13 protein-coding genes are annotated in these 16,046 nt (G+C 71.7%); 6 read left to right on the forward strand and 7 right to left on the reverse strand.

From position 1 onward, the window contains the following. Positions 1-87 precede the first annotated feature (87 nt). The 7 genes from J7495_RS05145 to J7495_RS05175 are packed head-to-tail and all read right to left on the reverse strand — an operon-like array spanning position 88 to position 9,246. Positions 88-1,488: an AMP-binding protein gene (locus J7495_RS05145; RefSeq protein ID WP_294055034.1), complete on the reverse strand. Its 1,401-nt coding sequence runs from the start codon at positions 1,486-1,488 to the stop codon at positions 88-90. After that, positions 1,485-2,318 carry a hypothetical protein gene (locus J7495_RS05150; RefSeq protein WP_294055036.1) on the reverse strand — a complete coding sequence of 278 codons (834 nt, stop codon included), beginning with the start codon at positions 2,316-2,318 and terminating at the stop codon, positions 1,485-1,487. Before J7495_RS05150 ends, J7495_RS05145 begins: the two co-directional genes overlap by 4 nt. Continuing rightward, positions 2,315-3,616, reverse strand: coding sequence for a hypothetical protein (locus J7495_RS05155; protein WP_294055038.1), 1,302 nt, complete (start codon positions 3,614-3,616; stop codon positions 2,315-2,317). The genes J7495_RS05150 and J7495_RS05155 overlap by 4 nt, the downstream gene beginning before the upstream one ends. After that, on the reverse strand, positions 3,613-4,704 hold the full coding sequence (locus tag J7495_RS05160) for a DUF3419 family protein (RefSeq protein ID WP_294055040.1): 1,092 nt from the start codon (positions 4,702-4,704) through the stop codon (positions 3,613-3,615). The genes J7495_RS05155 and J7495_RS05160 overlap by 4 nt, the downstream gene beginning before the upstream one ends. Then, the gene (locus J7495_RS05165; RefSeq protein WP_294055042.1) at positions 4,701-7,121 is read right to left on the reverse strand and encodes a PEP/pyruvate-binding domain-containing protein; all 2,421 of its coding nucleotides are present in this window, start codon (positions 7,119-7,121) and stop codon (positions 4,701-4,703) included. The genes J7495_RS05160 and J7495_RS05165 overlap by 4 nt, the downstream gene beginning before the upstream one ends. Continuing rightward, a complete protein-coding gene (locus J7495_RS05170) occupies positions 7,118-8,029 on the reverse strand; it encodes a UbiA family prenyltransferase (RefSeq protein ID WP_294055044.1) in 912 nt (303 codons plus the stop codon). The genes J7495_RS05165 and J7495_RS05170 overlap by 4 nt, the downstream gene beginning before the upstream one ends. Continuing rightward, positions 8,026-9,246 carry a hydroxymethylglutaryl-CoA reductase gene (locus J7495_RS05175; RefSeq protein ID WP_294055074.1) on the reverse strand — a complete coding sequence of 407 codons (1,221 nt, stop codon included), beginning with the start codon at positions 9,244-9,246 and terminating at the stop codon, positions 8,026-8,028. The genes J7495_RS05170 and J7495_RS05175 overlap by 4 nt, the downstream gene beginning before the upstream one ends. Before the next feature lie 206 nt (positions 9,247-9,452). Between J7495_RS05175 and J7495_RS05180 the strand changes: the two genes are divergently transcribed. The 6 genes from J7495_RS05180 to J7495_RS05205 are packed head-to-tail and all read left to right on the forward strand — an operon-like array spanning position 9,453 to position 15,931. After that, complete coding sequence (locus tag J7495_RS05180) at positions 9,453-11,825, forward strand: VIT domain-containing protein (protein WP_294055046.1); 2,373 nt, start codon at positions 9,453-9,455, stop codon at positions 11,823-11,825. Continuing rightward, positions 11,825-12,598: an archaeosortase/exosortase family protein gene (locus J7495_RS05185; RefSeq protein WP_294055048.1), complete on the forward strand. Its 774-nt coding sequence runs from the start codon at positions 11,825-11,827 to the stop codon at positions 12,596-12,598. The genes J7495_RS05180 and J7495_RS05185 overlap by 1 nt, the downstream gene beginning before the upstream one ends. Beyond that, complete coding sequence (locus tag J7495_RS05190; protein WP_294055049.1) at positions 12,595-13,104, forward strand: hypothetical protein; 510 nt, start codon at positions 12,595-12,597, stop codon at positions 13,102-13,104. Before J7495_RS05185 ends, J7495_RS05190 begins: the two co-directional genes overlap by 4 nt. Before the next feature lie 34 nt (positions 13,105-13,138). Beyond that, complete coding sequence (locus J7495_RS05195) at positions 13,139-13,840, forward strand: response regulator transcription factor (RefSeq protein ID WP_294055051.1); 702 nt, start codon at positions 13,139-13,141, stop codon at positions 13,838-13,840. Beyond that, positions 13,831-15,393: a HAMP domain-containing sensor histidine kinase gene (locus J7495_RS05200; protein WP_294055053.1), complete on the forward strand. Its 1,563-nt coding sequence runs from the start codon at positions 13,831-13,833 to the stop codon at positions 15,391-15,393. Before J7495_RS05195 ends, J7495_RS05200 begins: the two co-directional genes overlap by 10 nt. A 43-nt stretch (positions 15,394-15,436) precedes the next feature. Next, positions 15,437-15,931 carry an asparaginase domain-containing protein gene (locus tag J7495_RS05205; RefSeq protein WP_294055055.1) on the forward strand — a complete coding sequence of 165 codons (495 nt, stop codon included), beginning with the start codon at positions 15,437-15,439 and terminating at the stop codon, positions 15,929-15,931. Positions 15,932-16,046: the final 115 nt, after the last annotated feature.

Raw genomic sequence — 16,046 nt, forward strand, 5'->3', positions numbered from 1 at the left:
CGGTCGTCATCCCGGCGGAAGCCGGGACCCAGGGCCACGAGCGACATCCTACTTGACCCTGTGTCCCGGCTTTGGCGGGGATGACGGTTATCGTTTGCCTAGCATCGCCTCCAACGCCGCCTGGTCGACCTTGGAACCATGGCGCCGGTCGACGGGAATGCGCGGCAGGTGGACGACCGGCAGTCTCGCCGCGGCCCGCCACTCGGCCAGATGCCGGGCATCGCCCTCGATCGCGAGCACCGGACCGTCGCGCCCCCGCCCCAGCGCCGCGCGGCGGACACCCGGCCAGAAGCGCGCGGGCGCCTCGACTTCGAATGGCCAATGCGCGCCGATCCGCGCGCTCACCCGGCCGCGCAGCCAGAGCCGGCCCTGTTCGTCGAAGCAACCGCCGTCGCCGGTGCGGTGCCACACCGTGCCGTCGCCGTCGCGCACCTTGGTCGAGGCGTCGTGCGCGGAGTCGAGATAGCCCTGGACGACATGGTCGCCGGCGACCTGGATCTCGTCCGCCTCGATCCGCACGCGCACCCCCGCGGGATGACCGGCGAGCAGCCCGGCGCCTTCGCGCATCGCCTGCCAGTCGGCGTCGGCGATGGCGTCGGCGTCGATCTCGGCGATCGGCTCGGCCTCGGTCGAGCCATAGACCGCGACCACGCGCAGGCCCGGCTTGGCCGCGAGCAGCGTGGCGATCAGGTCGGGGAACACCGGGCCGCCACCGGTGAACAGGCTGTGGGCGTCGCGCGGCAAGTGATCGGCGAGCGTCTCGGCGATGGCGGGACTGAGCAGCAGCCGAGTGACGCCGTGGCGCTCGGCATGCGCGCGGATCGCGGCACCCTTTGCCCTGGCCGGACGGCGGACGGGCCAGTTGGGCAGCACCGAGGTGATCCCCTGCCCCAGGTTCGCAACGACGAAGACCGGGAAGGCGACGAGGTCGGTCTCGGGCTTGCCGTGGGTGGCGATCAGCGGCGCCACCGCGCGGTCCTGCGCAGCGAGGAAGGCGTGGCTGCGCACGATCGCCTTGGGCGCGCCCGAGGAGCCGCTGGTGAAGGAGATCAGCGCGGGCGTGTCGAGCGCGAAGTCGCCGACCGGATGGCTGCCCTCGCCTTCGTGCATCGACAGGCGCAGCGGGATCGCGCGGATGTCGCCGAGCAGCGGGAGCAGGCGGTAGAGACCCGAGGCGAGCAGCGCCTTGGGACGCGTCGCGGCGACAGCATGGCGCAGCCCGAACAGGCCGAGCGCGGGCTCGGGCAGCACCGCCGCTGCGCCGATCCGCCACAGCGCGGCGAGCGCGGCGTAGAGGCCCGCGTTCAGCGGCAGCGCGAGGAGGACGCGGTCTCCTTCGCGCAAGCCCTGCGCGTGCCAGCGCGCGGCGAGCGCCGCGCCGCGGGCGTCGAGCTGGGCGTAGGTGGTGGCGCGACCCTTGCCATCGACGATCGCGATGCGCTCGGGGTGCGCGGCGACCCGGTCGGCGAAGGCCTGGAGGATGTTCACCGGCGCCCGAACAGCGTGTAGCGGCGGAACACTTCGCCGCCGTGGAGCGCGCTGCGGGCGAGCGATACATTGTCGACGTGCATCAGCGCGTGGATCACCTGCGCATAGCCCTGTTCGCGCGCGCGTTCGTGGAATTCGTGCGCGAGCAGGTGGCCGACGCCGGCGCGGCGGCTGGCATAGGTCTTTAGGATCGCCGTCTCGGGACTTGGCCCTTCGCGCCAGTTGGGCAAACCGAAGAGGAAGCCGGCGAGGTCACCGCTCGCGTCGAAAGCGAAGAGCACGAGCCGCGGGTCGATCCGCGCGAGCAGCGGCTGGTAGAGCGCGAGGAAGCCGGCGCGGTCGATCGGCTTGAAGAACAGCTTGTCGGCGAAGCTCGCCCCGGCGAGCGCGAAGAGGCGGTCGAGCAGCGTCTCGGCGCCCTGGCCGTCCCAGGCCTGCACGGTGATGCCGGGGACGTCAGGCGCGGGGCTGCCCGGGGGCGGCACCGGGGCGCGGCTGGAGACATAGCCGGTGACCGGCGGGAACCCTGCGGCCTTGAGCGCGGCGACATCATGCGGGCCCGACACCGGCTCGAGCAGATAGGGCGGCGAACCGTCGCTCTGAGTGACGGCGCGATAGGCATGCCAGGTGTCGCCGTCCATCGGCGCGAGGATGCGGGCCCTTCCCCGCCCTTCCAGCTCGACGACGGCACGGCGGAGCAAGTCGGCGCCGGCTTGCGGGTTCTCGATCCGAAGCTGCCCGATCGCCGCAGCAGGCGCGCCCTCCCAGGCGGGGCCGTCGGGCCAGATCCGGCAGCTTGCCCCGTCGATGCTGAACTCATAGTCGCTCATGCGATCACCGCCTGCGTGAAATAGGCCAACGCTGGCACGAAGCTCGAAATCCCCGCGATCCGGAACGCACGATGGTGCTGGTACCAGCCGGGCCAGCCCAAGCACATCGCCGCGACCGCGCCCAGCGACCCGCCCGCGAGCCAGGTCAGTCCGTGCGCCCAGCGCGAATAGCCGGGCGAGAGGTCGACCAGCCAGAGATAGAGCGCCAGCACAGCGATATAGACGGGCACCAGCAGCCGCCAGTCCATCCGGACCGCGAGCATGACCAGCGCGAGCAGCATGCCGGCGAGGCTCATATTGTAGAGGTTGATCGCGTTCGGGCCGGTGGTCTCGCCGACGAAATACCAGATGAGCCCGACCGCACAGAGCGTCGCGATGAAGTCGAGGTCGGGGTGCGCGTCCTCCGCGGGCATCCGCACGCGCGCGACGAGATGCGCGGCGATCGCGAGCACGGGCAAGACGCTGCCGTGCGCCCCGCCGACGCCGAGGAAGAAGAAGATCGCGATCACCAGCGCGCGGCTGGCGTGGACGCTGAGGCCCAGCCGGGGGGTGAGCAGCGCCACTGCGAGCACCGCGACGGTGAAGCCGATGCCGAGCAGCGCCAGCGTCACCGGCGGGGCGTTCAGATAGCCGGCGAGGAAGAAGTGGATGGTGACCGGCACGAACAGATTGTCGAGCCCGCGCCACGACACCGCTTCGACCAGCGCGCCGAACACCGCGATCGTCATCGCCAGCACCACGACATTGGGCCGCGGGATGTCGGTGAGCAGGAGCAGCATCACCATCGCCACGATCCAGGTGACGAAGAAGAACACCGCCACCCCCTCGTAGCTCTTCATCCCCTCCTCGACGTGGAAGCGGCGGCGGCCATAGCTGCTGCCCGCGAGCGCCGCGGCGGCGTCCGAGATCGCGATGACGGCGATCGGCAGCGCGTAGAGGATGTAGTTGCCGTTCGCGCGCAGGAAGACGAAGCCGATCGCCACTGCGAGGAGCACATCGCCCCAGGACTTGCGCTCGACCGAATGGATCGCGGCGCCCAGGCCTGCGGTGCGCGAGGCGGGGGTGCGGAGCAGCAGCATCAGCGCGAGCGCGAGCAGGATGAGGAGGACGACCGGCCATCGCTGCTGGAAGAGCAAGGGCAGCAGCAGCGCATAGAGGCCGATCGAGATATGGACGCTCTTGCGCTGCACCTCGGCCGTCCAGCCGAAGCGCTGGCCGAGGTGGCGGACGAGCGCGATCGCGCCGAGCAGCAGCACGACCGAGATCGCGAGGATCGCGAGCGGGACCGCGATGCTCAACGCGCGTCCTCGACCAGCAGCGCGCGATAGAAGAAGGCCTTGTCGCGCGCCGCCAGCGGGCCGGCGACGTCCGGGCGCGGCTGCACGCGGTCCGACAGTGTCTCGGGCACCGAGCGCGGGACCATCATGTTCCAGTAGACAAGCCGAGCGCCGGGGTTGGAGGCGTTCAAGATGCCTTCGTATGCCGCGGCGAAGGCGGGCGGGGACATATATTCGAAGATGTCCGAGAGGTTCCAGCCGTCGGCCTTGAGCCCGCCGGCCGCGGCATCCTCGATCGTGCCGTGGACGATGCGCAGCCGATCGAGCCGCGCCGCGATCGTCGCGTGATGCTCGGGGCGGAAGGGGAGCGGCAGCGTGGGGCCATGGGTGCCGGTCATGATCCAGCGGAGATAGGGGTTCTCGACCGGGTCGTTGGCGACGAAGGCGTGCTCGATCCGCCGTGCGACATGATCGGAGACGCTGCCCTCGACATGGTCGAAGAAGGCCGGATCGCGGCCGAAGGCGCCCATCGCGGCGCGCGAGAAGAACAGCTTCAGGAGGCTCCGCCAGCGCAGGTTGTTCCAGCGCTTCAGGAACGCCGCGCGCTCGGCCTGGCTGCGCGGCTCGAAGATCGCCTCGACGGTGCGGCGCGAATGGGTGAGCGGGAGCAGCCAGCGGCGGAAGACGCCGAAATAGCGCTCGAACTTGCCGAGCGCGCCCGCACCCTCGGCGATCACCTGCGTGCGGAGCGTCTGCCAGAAAGCCGCTGTATCGGCATCGACATCCGCGAGCGCACGGTCGAGCAATTCGCCGCGGCGCTGCGACGGCGCGAAGCCGAGCAGTTCGAGCAGCTCGCCGTGGCTCAGCACCGGCCAGGCCGCGACGCGCAGCCGGATGCAGGCGACCTGCGCGGCGGAGAGGTCGACCGTCACCACTTCGGCCGGATCGCACAGCAGCATCGCCAGCGCATTGTCCCCCGCCGAGCCGATCGAGACGAGCGTGCCGCCGGGCCGCGGGCCCAGCGCCTCGACGAGGACGTCGGCATCCTCCCAGAGCTGGGCATAGCGGATCGCTTCGAACCCGGCCTTGGCGGCAATTTCGGTGCTCATTCGCCCAGCCTTCTCACGATGCCGGTGGCGCCGTCGACTTCGATCGTCTCGCCGTCCGCGATCCAGTCGGTCGCGCCGGCGAGGCCGACGACGCAGGGGATGCCGAGCTCGCGCGCGACGATGGCGGAGTGCGAGAGCAGGCTGCCGCGCTCGACCACGATCGCCGAGGCGCTGGCGAAGAGCGCGATCCAGCCCGGATCGGTGTGGCGGGCGACGAGGATCTCGCCCGCGGCGATGCGTTCCCCGCGCGGATCGCGGACGACGCGCGCGATGGCGGTGACGCGGCCGGCCGAGCAGCCGGTGCCCTTGCGCTCGGTACCGTCCTGGCGAGGCGGGGCGACGGCGGCAGTGCTCGCGGTGAAGGCGGGACCGTGGACGATGAGGCGCTCGGGCGGGTCGGCGCTCGCATGCGCCGCTTCCATCTCGGCACGACGGACTGCGACGAGGCCGGCGAGGTCGCCGCTGGTCGCGAAGCCTTCGATCGATCCGAGCAGGTCGTGGACCGTCAGCAGGAAGACGTCGCGCGGGTCCTCGATTCGACCGTGCGCATGAAGCTGGCGGCCGGCGGCGAGGAACAGCCGGCGCGCGCGGCCGAAGATGCGCGTGCGCTCGTAGCGAAGGTTCTCGCGGTCGCGGACACGCGCCTTCGCCCAGCGGAGCATCGCCTTGGCCGCGAAGTGCTTGAGCGGCTTGCCGCGCATCGCCTGGGCAAGTCGCGCGAACGGATCGTGCGCGCGCAGCGGCGGGGTTGCCCCCGTACGCGCGGCGGCGGCGATCGCGGCGTGGAGCGTGCGCGGATCCTCGTCGAGCGTGACGCTTTCGAGCTTCAATTCCTCGGTGCAGCGGTCGCCGAACTCGGCGATGTACGCGGCGATCGCGGGCTGGAGCGGGCTCACCCCGATCACCGCGCGATTGTCGGCCTCGAGCGCGGCGACGAGCGCGGGCGCCTTCGCGGCCTCGGTACCCATCGCGCGGATCAGCTGCGCAGGGCGCGCCGAGATGATGTCGCCCTGGCCGATCAGCACGTCGTTCTGGATCTCGAGTCCCTTGGGCCCGATCCACGTCTCGAGCAGCCGCCGCGAGGCACCGAAGGCGATCATGCAGAGGAAGTCGTTGACGATCGGCGCATCCCAGCGGTCGAGCAGGTCGCTCTCGATCCGGCGGTATTCGGCGGCGAGCTCGGTGAGCGGCATCGCCTGGAGCTTGTCGGGCGCCGTGGCGGCGAGCGCCCGGTCGAGCCGGCGGCGGAAGTCGCACGCGGTGCGCTTCAGGCGGAAGCCTTCGCGGACAAGGCCGAGCGCGACCGACGCGATGCGCCAATATTCGCCGAGCCTGGCCAGACCCTTCGCCGGCACGCTCTCGATCCCGGCGAGAATCTGGTCGGGGAGCGGCGCGCCGACCCCCATCATCGTTTCCATGTAGCGGCGGTTGAGCCGGTAGCCGGGGAGCAGCGCGAGCGCGCGGTACCAGTTGCCGAGGTTGTAATAGACGCGGCCGTTCACGCGGACGAGCATGTTCTCGAAGACGGTGCGATGCGTGCGGATCGCTTCCGACCGCACGCCGAGAAGTGCCACGAACGCCATGTAGACGCGCGCATAGGCATAGCTGGCGAAGGAGAAGGTGAGCGGCGAAACGACGCCCGGATAGCTCTCGACGATGTTCGAATTGTCGAACACTGCGATGCCGGGGTCGGGCACGGGCGCGTCGCGGAGCGGCGACGTGATGGGGCGGGCCTGGAGCAGGTGGAGGCGCGTCCCCTCGAAGGCCCATTCGATGTCCTGAGGGGCGCCGAACGCGGCTTCGACGCGACGGACGAGGTCGGCGACCCGGGCGAGTTGCTCGGCCGTCAGGATCGGATCGCCATGGGTTTCGACCGTGCGGCCCTCACGGTCGAGCCACCAGCTCGTGCCGTCGACCTCGCCGGCGACGAGACGGTCGCCCAGCCCCTCGGTAGCGGAGATCACGATCCGGTCGCGGCGCCCGGCGACGGGATCGGCGGAGAAGGCGACGCCGGCGTGGGTCGCGGCCACCATGCGCTGGACGATTACGGCGGGGCGATCGGAGCCGTCGAGCCCGCGCTCGGCGCGATAGGCGACGATCCCCTCGGCCTCGCCCGACGCGGCGACGCGGGCGACCGCTTCGGCGACGGCGTCAGGCGCGACATTGAGGATCGATTCGAACTGTCCCGCATGGCTGTCGGCCGCGCCATCCTCCTGCAGGCCGGAGGAGCGCACCGCGAACGGCCCCTCGCCCAGCACCTTGAGGGCCTTTGCGAGCGCCGCCTTGGCCGGCTTCTCGCCGGCTGGGATGGCGAAGAAGTCGGGCACGTCGAATCCGGCCGCGACCAGCCGCCCGAGCGCCGCCGCCTTGCCGCCGACGCGCGGCGCGCTCGCCACTTCGCTGGCGGGGACGATCATGGCGCGAGCATCCGCACGAACGGCGCGAATCCCGCGCCGGCGTAGCAGGCGAAGACCCAGAGGCCGGCGGTCGTGTCCATCGCCTTCTGCGCCTCGGGCGTCGGGTCGCGGCGGTAGCGCGCGCCCTTCCGCATCGCGAAACCGGCCGCAGCCACGCCGATTGCGCCGGTGGCGAGCGGCGCGCCGGTCGCAAGCCCCACGCCGATCAGCAGCGCCAGCGCGATCGTGACGAACATCATCCACAGCGCCCCCGCCTGCGCCGGGCCGAGCAGCGCCGAATAGGTCTCCACTCCCTCGCGCTCGTTGGCGGGCGCCCAGAGCTTGCGGCCGATCTCCAACACGCAGCCGTTGGTGAAGCTGAGCGCCAGGAACAGCAGCAGCGCATGCGGCGCGCGGCCGTGCGGCACCCATTCGAAGCCGGTGAGGATCAGATCGATCCCCGGCATCACCAGCATGTGCGAGACGAGATAGGCGAAGGGCCGCGCCTTGAGCCACTCGGGCACGAAGAACTCGACCCCCATCAGCGCCATCCATCCCCAGACCAGCGCGAGCAGCACCAGCAGCCTAAGGTCGACCAGCGCACAGGCCAGCGTCTGCACCGGCACCGTCGCGATCCCGAGCCCGACGATCAGCCGCAGCGAGACGAGCCCGCGCGGGATGGGGCGTTCGGGGCGGTAGCGGGCGTCGTCCTCGCCGTCCTTGATCTCGTCGAGCACGCGGAGCTGGAAGAAGAAGAGCAAGGTCACCAGGAACGCCGCGGCATAGGCGTGCCAGCCGGGAGGCGCCCTCCCCGCCAGATGCGCCGAGACGCTCACGCTCGCGGCGGAGAAGATCAGCACCAGCGTGGCGGTGCGGCCGAGCGGGAAGCGCTCGCGCTGATAGATCCATAGCCGCTCGAGCAGCGTCATGCCCGCGTCCGCGCGAGGCGGTGGTGCGCGCGCGTGAAGTCGCCCGCCGCGATCGCCGCCATGATCGAGATCTCGCCCGCCAGGCAGATGCTCGCGGCGACCTCGGCGAGCGCGGGCGCCTTGCCGCTTCCCGCCAGCCCCATGAGCTCGAGCGCCGCCCGCTGCGCCGGCAACCCCGTCCCGCCGCCCACCGAGCCGACGAGCAGGTTCGGCAAGGTGACCGACATCCACAGCCCGCCCTCGCGCCGCTCCATCCTCGTGAAGCCGACGGCCGATTCCGCCACGCACGCCGCATCCTGGCCGGTGGCGATGTAGAAGGCGGCCAAGCCGTTGGCATAATGCCCCTGCGCGCCGACCTGGCCCGAGAGCAGCGCCCCCAATTGCGCCACCCGCGCATAGTCGAGCATCCGTTCGGGCGTGACGTGGAGGCAGCGCTTCACCAGCGCGTCGGGGATGAGCACGCTGGCGGAGACCTTGCGCCCGCGCCCGGTGATCAGCCCGAGGTAGCTCGCCTTCTTGTCGCCCGAGAAATTGCCTTCGACGAACCAGCAGCGCGGCTGGACGGGGCAGGCTTCGAGCACGGCGCGGCACAGCGCCTCGGTGGCGATCGTTACCATATTCTGCCCCGCCGCGTCGCCCGTCGAGTAGCGGCAGACGAGGAAGACGGTGTCGTTGTCGAGGAAGGGATCGATCGCCTCGAGCTTGCCGTGGCGCGTGGTGCTCTCGGCCGCGGCCCTGAGCGCTTCGACATGCGCCGCCGCCCAGCCGATGAACACGCCGGCCTCGACCATGTCGACGAACACGAACGCCGGCGAGCGCAGCACACCCTCCGCGGTCATCGCCGCCGCGGCGCCGCCCGAACGGGTGATCACGTCGGCCCCGCGCGCATAGGAAGCGACCAGCGCCGCTTCGCTGGTGGCGAGCGGCACCCAGTAATCGCCCTGGGCGTTGAGCCCGTTGACCCTGAGCGGCCCCGCCACGCCGACCGGCAACGTCACCGCGCCGATCATGTTCTCGATGTTGGCGCCATAGGCCTCGGGCTCCGCGACCCGCGCGAGCGCCCCGCCGTCCTTACCCCGCGCGGCCCACCAGCCGGCGATCCCCTCGCCGCTCGCCTCGCGCGCCACCCGGAATCGGTTGGGCACGTCCTCGGTACGAGGCGCGAGCCGGGCGCGCACGCGATCGGCCGAGGCGATCCCGCCGAGCCGTTCGATCATCCGGAGCAAGCGAGTCGAGAAGATGATGGCCCGTCCCCCAAGGCTAGGCACGCTCGACCCTAGCCGGATCGGCCCGGCGTTCAATGCCTTGAGGGGCGGTCTGCACCGTTTCTGCTTAACAAAGCCGCACAGGCTCCTCGCTGCCCGGATCAGCGCTCGATCTCGGCCCGCCATCCCGCTCCCGCTGCAAAACAGGGAGCCAGCCCATGCCCTATCGTGCCTCGATCCTGCCCAGCGGTGGCCTGGCGCTGTTCTTCGGGGTGATCTTCCCCGCGGGCGTCATCGCCTTCGAGCTCGCGACGGGCATGTGCGCCAACGCGCTGTTCGACCCGATGCCGACGCCCTGGCACCTGCTGCTCGTCGCCTCGGTGCCGCTGGTCAACCTGCTGCTCTGGCGGCGGGTCCAGCGCGAGCTCGATCCGCCGGGCTGGCTGATCGTCGCGGCGGGCGGCGCGGTGGCGATCGGCACGTCCTACACGCTGCTGCTGCTCCCGGTGCTGCCGATCGCCGTGATCGCGATCGTCTTCTTCGGGATCGGGCTGCTGCCCTATGCGCCGCTGGTCGCGACGATCGCAACGGTCCACTTCCTGGCCCAGTTCGTCGGGCAGGGGACGCGGCTGGCGGCCCGCCTGCTTGGCGGCGCAGCGCTCGGCCTGCTGCTGCTCGCGCTCGCCGACCTGCCCGCCACCGCGACCTTCCTTGCGATCGACGGCTATCGCGGCGATCCCAAGGCGCAGACCAACAGCGTGTGGCTGATGCGCAACCTCGGCGACCGCGACGTGCTGCTCCGCCTCGCCTATGGCGATACCGGCCGGGCGACGGGGCTGGTGAGCTTCCTGATCACCAGCTGGGGCCGCGGGCTCGATGGCCGGCTGCGCGAGGACTATAGCGGCGACGCGCGCGAGCTCTATTACCGCGTCACCGGCACGCCCTTCAACGCCGTGGCGGCGCCGACGCACGGGCTCGACGACCGCCGCCGCTGGTTCATGGCCTGGGACCAGGACCAGGGCGGCAGCGAGATCGGACGCCGCGTCGCCGGGCTGATGCTCGCGACCTCGCGGATCGACGGCTCGGTCGCGAGTGCCGACAACCTGGGCTATTTCGAATGGACGCTCGAGGTCTCGAACGACGACGAGCTCCAGCACGAAGCGCGGATGACGATCGCGCTGCCCGAAGGCGCCGTGGCGAGCCGGGCGACGCTCTGGGTCAACGGCGAGCCGCGCGAAGCGAGCGTCGCCGGGCGCGGCGAGACGCGCGCGGCCTATCAGCGAGTGGTGCGGGCGCAGCGCGACCCGTTGCTCGTCACCACCGACGGCGCGCAGCGGCTGCTCGTCCAGGCCTTCCCGGTCGAATCGCGCGGCACGCTCAAGCTGCGGATCGGCTATAGCGCGCCCTTCCAGGTCGCCGCGGACGGGACGCGCAGCCTTGCGCTCCCCGCGATCGTCGAGCGCAACTTCGATGTCGGCGGCGACCTGCGCCATTCGGTGTGGATCGAAGGCGATGCGATGCTCGCCTCGGGCGATTCGTCACTCCAGCCCGGCGGCGCGGGCAATGGGCTCCATGGCGAGCCAAGCGACGATTATCTCCTCGCGCACCGCCCGCGCATCCTTGCCTCGAAGCTCAGCGCGCCGCTGGTCGCGACGGGCAGCGTGGCGGCGCTCGACAAGGCGCCGGGAATCGCAGTGGAGCAGACCGTCGCCCCCGTGCCGGCCAGCGCGGCCCAGCCGCTGACGATCGTGCTCGACGGTTCGCTGAGCGGCGCCAAGGCCGGCGCGGCGCTGCGCGAGGCTCTGGGATCGCTGCCGAACGGCATGCCGGTGAGCCTGCGGATCGCGGCCGAGACGCCGGCGAGCGTGGCCGTGGCACCCTGGTCGCCGGCGCAGAAGGCGCGGTTCGACCGGGCGATCGCCGGCACGCGCTTCGTCGGCGGTCAGGACAATATCCCGGCGCTCGGCGATGCGCTGGGCGGGATGCTCGACGGGCGCGGCACGATCCTGTGGATCCACGGGCCCCAGCCGGTGGCGTTCGAACGGACCGGCGCGCGCGTCGAGCAGATGCTCGAACGATCGAGCGCACTGCCGCGGCTGGTCCGCTACCAGCCCGAGGCGGGCCGCGCCTTCACGATCGAAGGTGCGCGCTGGTTCGACACCGCGCGCGAAGCGACCCCGAGCGGCGACACCGTCCGCGACCTGCGCATGATCTTCGCCGAGCTGGGCAACGGCCCGCGCTGGACGACCGAGCGGCATGAGGTGGCGGAGGCAGCCGAGCCCAGGTCCGCGCACATCGTCCGCCTCTGGGGCGCGGACCAGGTCGCCGCTGCCGAGAGCGAGCGCGGCGACAAGCGGAAGGCGGCGGTGGCGCTGGCGGGACGGCTCAACCTGATCACCCCGCTCTCGGGCGCGGTGGTGCTCGAGAGCGACAAGGACACGCAGGCCAACGACTTGCCGGTGCCCTCGGCGGAGAATGTCCCCACCGTGCCCGAGCCGCACGAATGGGCGCTGCTCGTCGTACTGGCGGCGATGCTCGGCTGGGTCTTCCGGGGGCGCCTGCCTAAGCTCCGCCTCGCGAGGCTCGGCTGATGCGCGGGCGGATCGCGCTACCGCTGCTCGCCGCAGCGAACTGGGATGCGTGGTGGCTGCTCGTCGGGCGCGCCGAGGACCTGATCGCGCAGCTGCTCGCCGCGGTGCTGCTCGGCGCCTTCGCCTGGGCCTGGCACCGCACGCCGCGCGAGGCGGAGCTGCCTGCCCCCGTCCTGCTCGTCGCGCTGCTCGCTTCGGCGCTCGCGGGCTATACCGGCCCGGCTTTGCTCCAGATCGGCGTGGCGGTGGCGGCGATGGTCTGGGCGAGCCGGCGCGCGAGCGGACGACGCGTGCCGCTGGCGCCGCTCACCGGCCTCGCGCTGCTCGCGCTGCCGGTGCTGCCGACGCTCGACTTCCTGCTCACCTGGCCGCTGCGCCGCGTCTCGGCGATGCTGAGCGTCGGATTGCTCCGCATGAACGGCGTCGAGCTCGGGCTCGAGGGCGTCGCGCTGGACTGGCACGGCAAGCTGCTGCTGTTCGATGCGCCGTGCAGCGGGGTGCGGATGCTGTGGGCGGCGCTGCTGCTCGCGAGCATCCTCGCGCTGGCGGGCGGCTTCGGTCCGTGGCGCTACCTTCGCGCGCTCAGCCTCGCGACCGCCATCGCCGTGGCGGGCAATGCGCTCCGTGCCGCCAGCCTCTTCTACCTCGAGAACGGCTTCGTGCCGCAGCTCGCTCAGCCCTGGGCGCATGAGGCGATCGGCCTCGTCGCCTTCGCGCTGCTCGCCGCCGCGACGCTCGCTGCGATCCGCCTGCCGCGAAAGGCCTTCGCATGATCCGCTTCGCCCTCCCCCCCGCCCTCCTCATCGCCGCGCTCGCCGCGGCGCTCGTGCCGCTGCTTCCGCGGCACGAGGCTCCGCCGGCCGCGATTCCGGGCTGGCCGGCGGAGTATGAGGGGCGCGCGCTCCGCCCGATCGCGCCTGCGCCCGAGGATGCCCGGCTCGCCGCCGGCTTCCCCGGCGCGATCGCGCGGTTCAGCGACGGCAAGCGCCAGGTCGTGCTGCGCCAGGTGAGCCACGCCACGCGCCAGCTCCATCCGCCCGGCGACTGTTTCCGCGCGCTCGGCTATGCGATCGAGCCGGCGCCGATGCGGGTGACCGCCGAGGGGCCCGCCTCCTGCTTCACCGCCCGGCGCGACGGCGGGACGCTGCTCGTCTGCGAGCGCATCCGCGGCGCCGATGGGCGGAGCTTCGCCGACGCCTCGGCGTGGTATTGGCCCGCGTTGCTCGGAAGCAGCCGGGGGCCCTGGCTCGCCGCCACCACTGTCGAACCCGTCGGTTGACCTCGGAGCGAAACCAGTGAAACCCATGCAGCCGATGAGCCGCCGCATCCTCGTGGTCGACGACGACCCGCACATCCGCGACCTGCTCGCCTTCGCGCTGGGCAAGGCGGGCATGACCGCCGAGCAGGCCGGCGACGGCGAGGCTGCGCTCGCCGCGATCCAGGCGAGCCCGCCCGATTTGATGGTGCTCGACATCAACATGCCCACGCTCGACGGGCTCGAGCTCTGCAAGCGGCTGCGCGCCGGCGGCGGGCCCGAGGCGAACCTGCCGATCCTCTTCCTCTCCTCGCGCGACGACGAGATCGACCGGATCGTGGGGATCGAGATCGGCGCGGACGATTATGTCGTGAAGCCCTTCTCGCCGCGCGAGGTGGTCGCGCGGGTCGGCGCGATCCTCAAGCGCGGCGGCGGCGCGGCGCCGGCGGACAATGGCGCGCCGGTGGTCCATGGCCGGCTCAGCCTCGATCGCGATGCCTGGGAAGCGCGCTTCGGCGGCGCCACCGTCGCGACCACCGCGACCGAGTTCCAGCTGCTGGCGATCCTCGCGGCGAGCCCGACCAAGGTGTTCACTCGCGACCAGATCATCGATCGCCTCCGCGGCCCCGGCTTCGCGGTGACCGACCGGACGATCGACAGCCATGTCCGCAACCTGCGCGCCAAGTTCGCCGCGGCGGGCTGCACCGATCTCGTCGAGACGCGCGCCGGTGTCGGCTATCGCATCGGCGCGTGCGACTGATCCGCGCCCTCAAGGCGTGGCTCAAGCGCTACTGGCCGGCGATCAGCCTGCGCACCATCCTGTTCGGCACGCTGCTGTTCGTCGCCGCGCTGCCCGGCGTCGCCGCGCTGGGGCTGCGCGTCTACGAGAACACGCTCGTCCAGCAGACCGAAGCCGAGCTGATCGCGCAGAGCGCGGTGCTCGCCTCGGCCTATCGCATGGCATGGGGGGCGCCGCCCGCGGTGCGCGAGCCCGCGCCCGAGCCGCCGAGCATCGACCTGCAGAGCAATCCGGTGCTTCCGCCGGTACCGCTGCCCGAAGGCGCCGGGCCGAGCGACCCGCAGGCCGCGAAGGTGGCGCGCGCGATCTCCCCGATCGTCGACGATGCGGTGGCGGTCACGCTTTCGGACACCAAGCTGCTCGATCGCCAGGGGATCGTGGTGGCGGGGCATTACGACCTGGGGTTCAGCTATCGCGACTTGCCCGAGGTGCGCCGCGCGCTCCAGGGCCATAGCGCCACGGTGCTGCGCCGCCGCGAGGTCGACAATCCCTACGGCCTCATCCACGCGCTCAGCGGCGCCGCGGGCATCCGCGTCCATCACGTCCGACCGGTGATCGTCGACGGCAAGGTGGTGGGCATGGTGATGGTCGCACGATCCCCGCGCGGGCTGTTCCTCGGCATCTGGCAGGATCGCTACAAGATCGCGCTCGGCGTCGCGGCGATCTTCATGACGCTGCTGCTGCTCGCCGCGATCCTCTCGCGCGGCATCGCCCGCCCGATCCGCGCGCTCGCTGCCGCGAGCGAAAACGTCGCGCGCGGGCGCATCGAGATCCCCGAGCCGCCCGTCACCGCCGCGGTCGAGATCCGCGAGCTCTTCGTCAACTTCGCCCGGATGGCCGAACGGATCGAGGCGCGCGCGAGGTACCTCCGCGACTTCGCCGCCGCGGTCAGCCACGAGTTCAAGACCCCGCTGACCGGCATCCGCGGCGCGATCGAGCTGCTCGACGAGCATGGCGCCGAGATGGCGCCCGAGGAGCGCCACCGCTTCCTCGCCAACGCCGCCGCCGATGCCGACCGGCTCTCGCGCCTCGTCCAGCGGCTGCTCGACCTCGCGCGCGCCGACATGGCCGAGGCCGAGGCGCACGCCCATGCCGATCCCGAGGCGATCGCGCGGACGCTGGCGCTCGAGCTCGCCGATGCCTCGATGAGCATCCATGTCGAGGCGCCCGAGGGGCTGCGCGAGGCGCATGTGCTGCCCGAGGCGATCGAGACCGTGCTCGTCACGCTGATCGGCAACAGCCGCCAGGCCGGCGCGAAGCAGGTGCGCATCTCGATCTCGAGCGACGTCGAGACCGTCTGGGTGCGCGTCGCCGACGACGGCAGCGGCATCGCCGGGGCCGACCGCGAGCGGATCTTCGAGCCCTTCTTCACCGGCAACCGCGAGAAGGGAGGCACCGGCCTGGGCCTGCCGATCGCGCGCTCGCTGCTCGCGACGACGGGCGGCACGCTGATCCTCGAGGAGGTTCCGTCGGGCACGAGCTTCTGCATCGAGATGCCGGCCGAGCCGGGCTGAACCGGGGTTCCCGCCGCGCCGCGACGCGCCTAAAGCGGCGCGCATGGCCCAGGACCCCATTCTCGTGCTCACCACCGGGGGCACGATCGACAAGCAATATTTCGACGCGCTGAGCGAGTATCAGATCGGCGACACGGTGATCGCGCGGCTGCTCGAAGTCGCGCGCGTCACCCAGCCGTTCGAGATCGCGGAGGTGCTGCGCAAGGACAGCCTCCAGCTCGACGACGCGGATCGCACGACGATCGCGGCACGGGTCGCGGCGGCGGAGCCGAGCCGGATCGTCATCACCCACGGCACCGACACGATGACCGAGACCGCCAGGGCGCTCGCCGCCATCCCCGGCAAGACGATCGTGCTGGTCGGCGCGCTCGCCCCCGCGCGCTTTGCCGAGAGCGACGCGCCGTTCAACCTCGGCATGGCCTTCGCCTGCGCCCAGGTCGCGCCGCCGGGCGTGTACATCACGATGAACGGCACGGTGTTCCCGGCGCTGGAAACCGTGAAGGACCGCGCGAAGGGCGCGTTCGTGCTGCGGGACTAGGTGTTTGATCCCGCAGTGTGGTGGTACGTTTGACCATCACGCATGGCGGGAGGAGCTATGGGTCAGGTTCTACACGGGAGCGCCCGCACGACTGAGGCAGTCCGTCGAGCGATAC

It is taken from the genome of Sphingomonas sp. (genome assembly GCF_017745215.1).
Lineage (GTDB): Bacteria > Pseudomonadota > Alphaproteobacteria > Sphingomonadales > Sphingomonadaceae > Sphingomonas.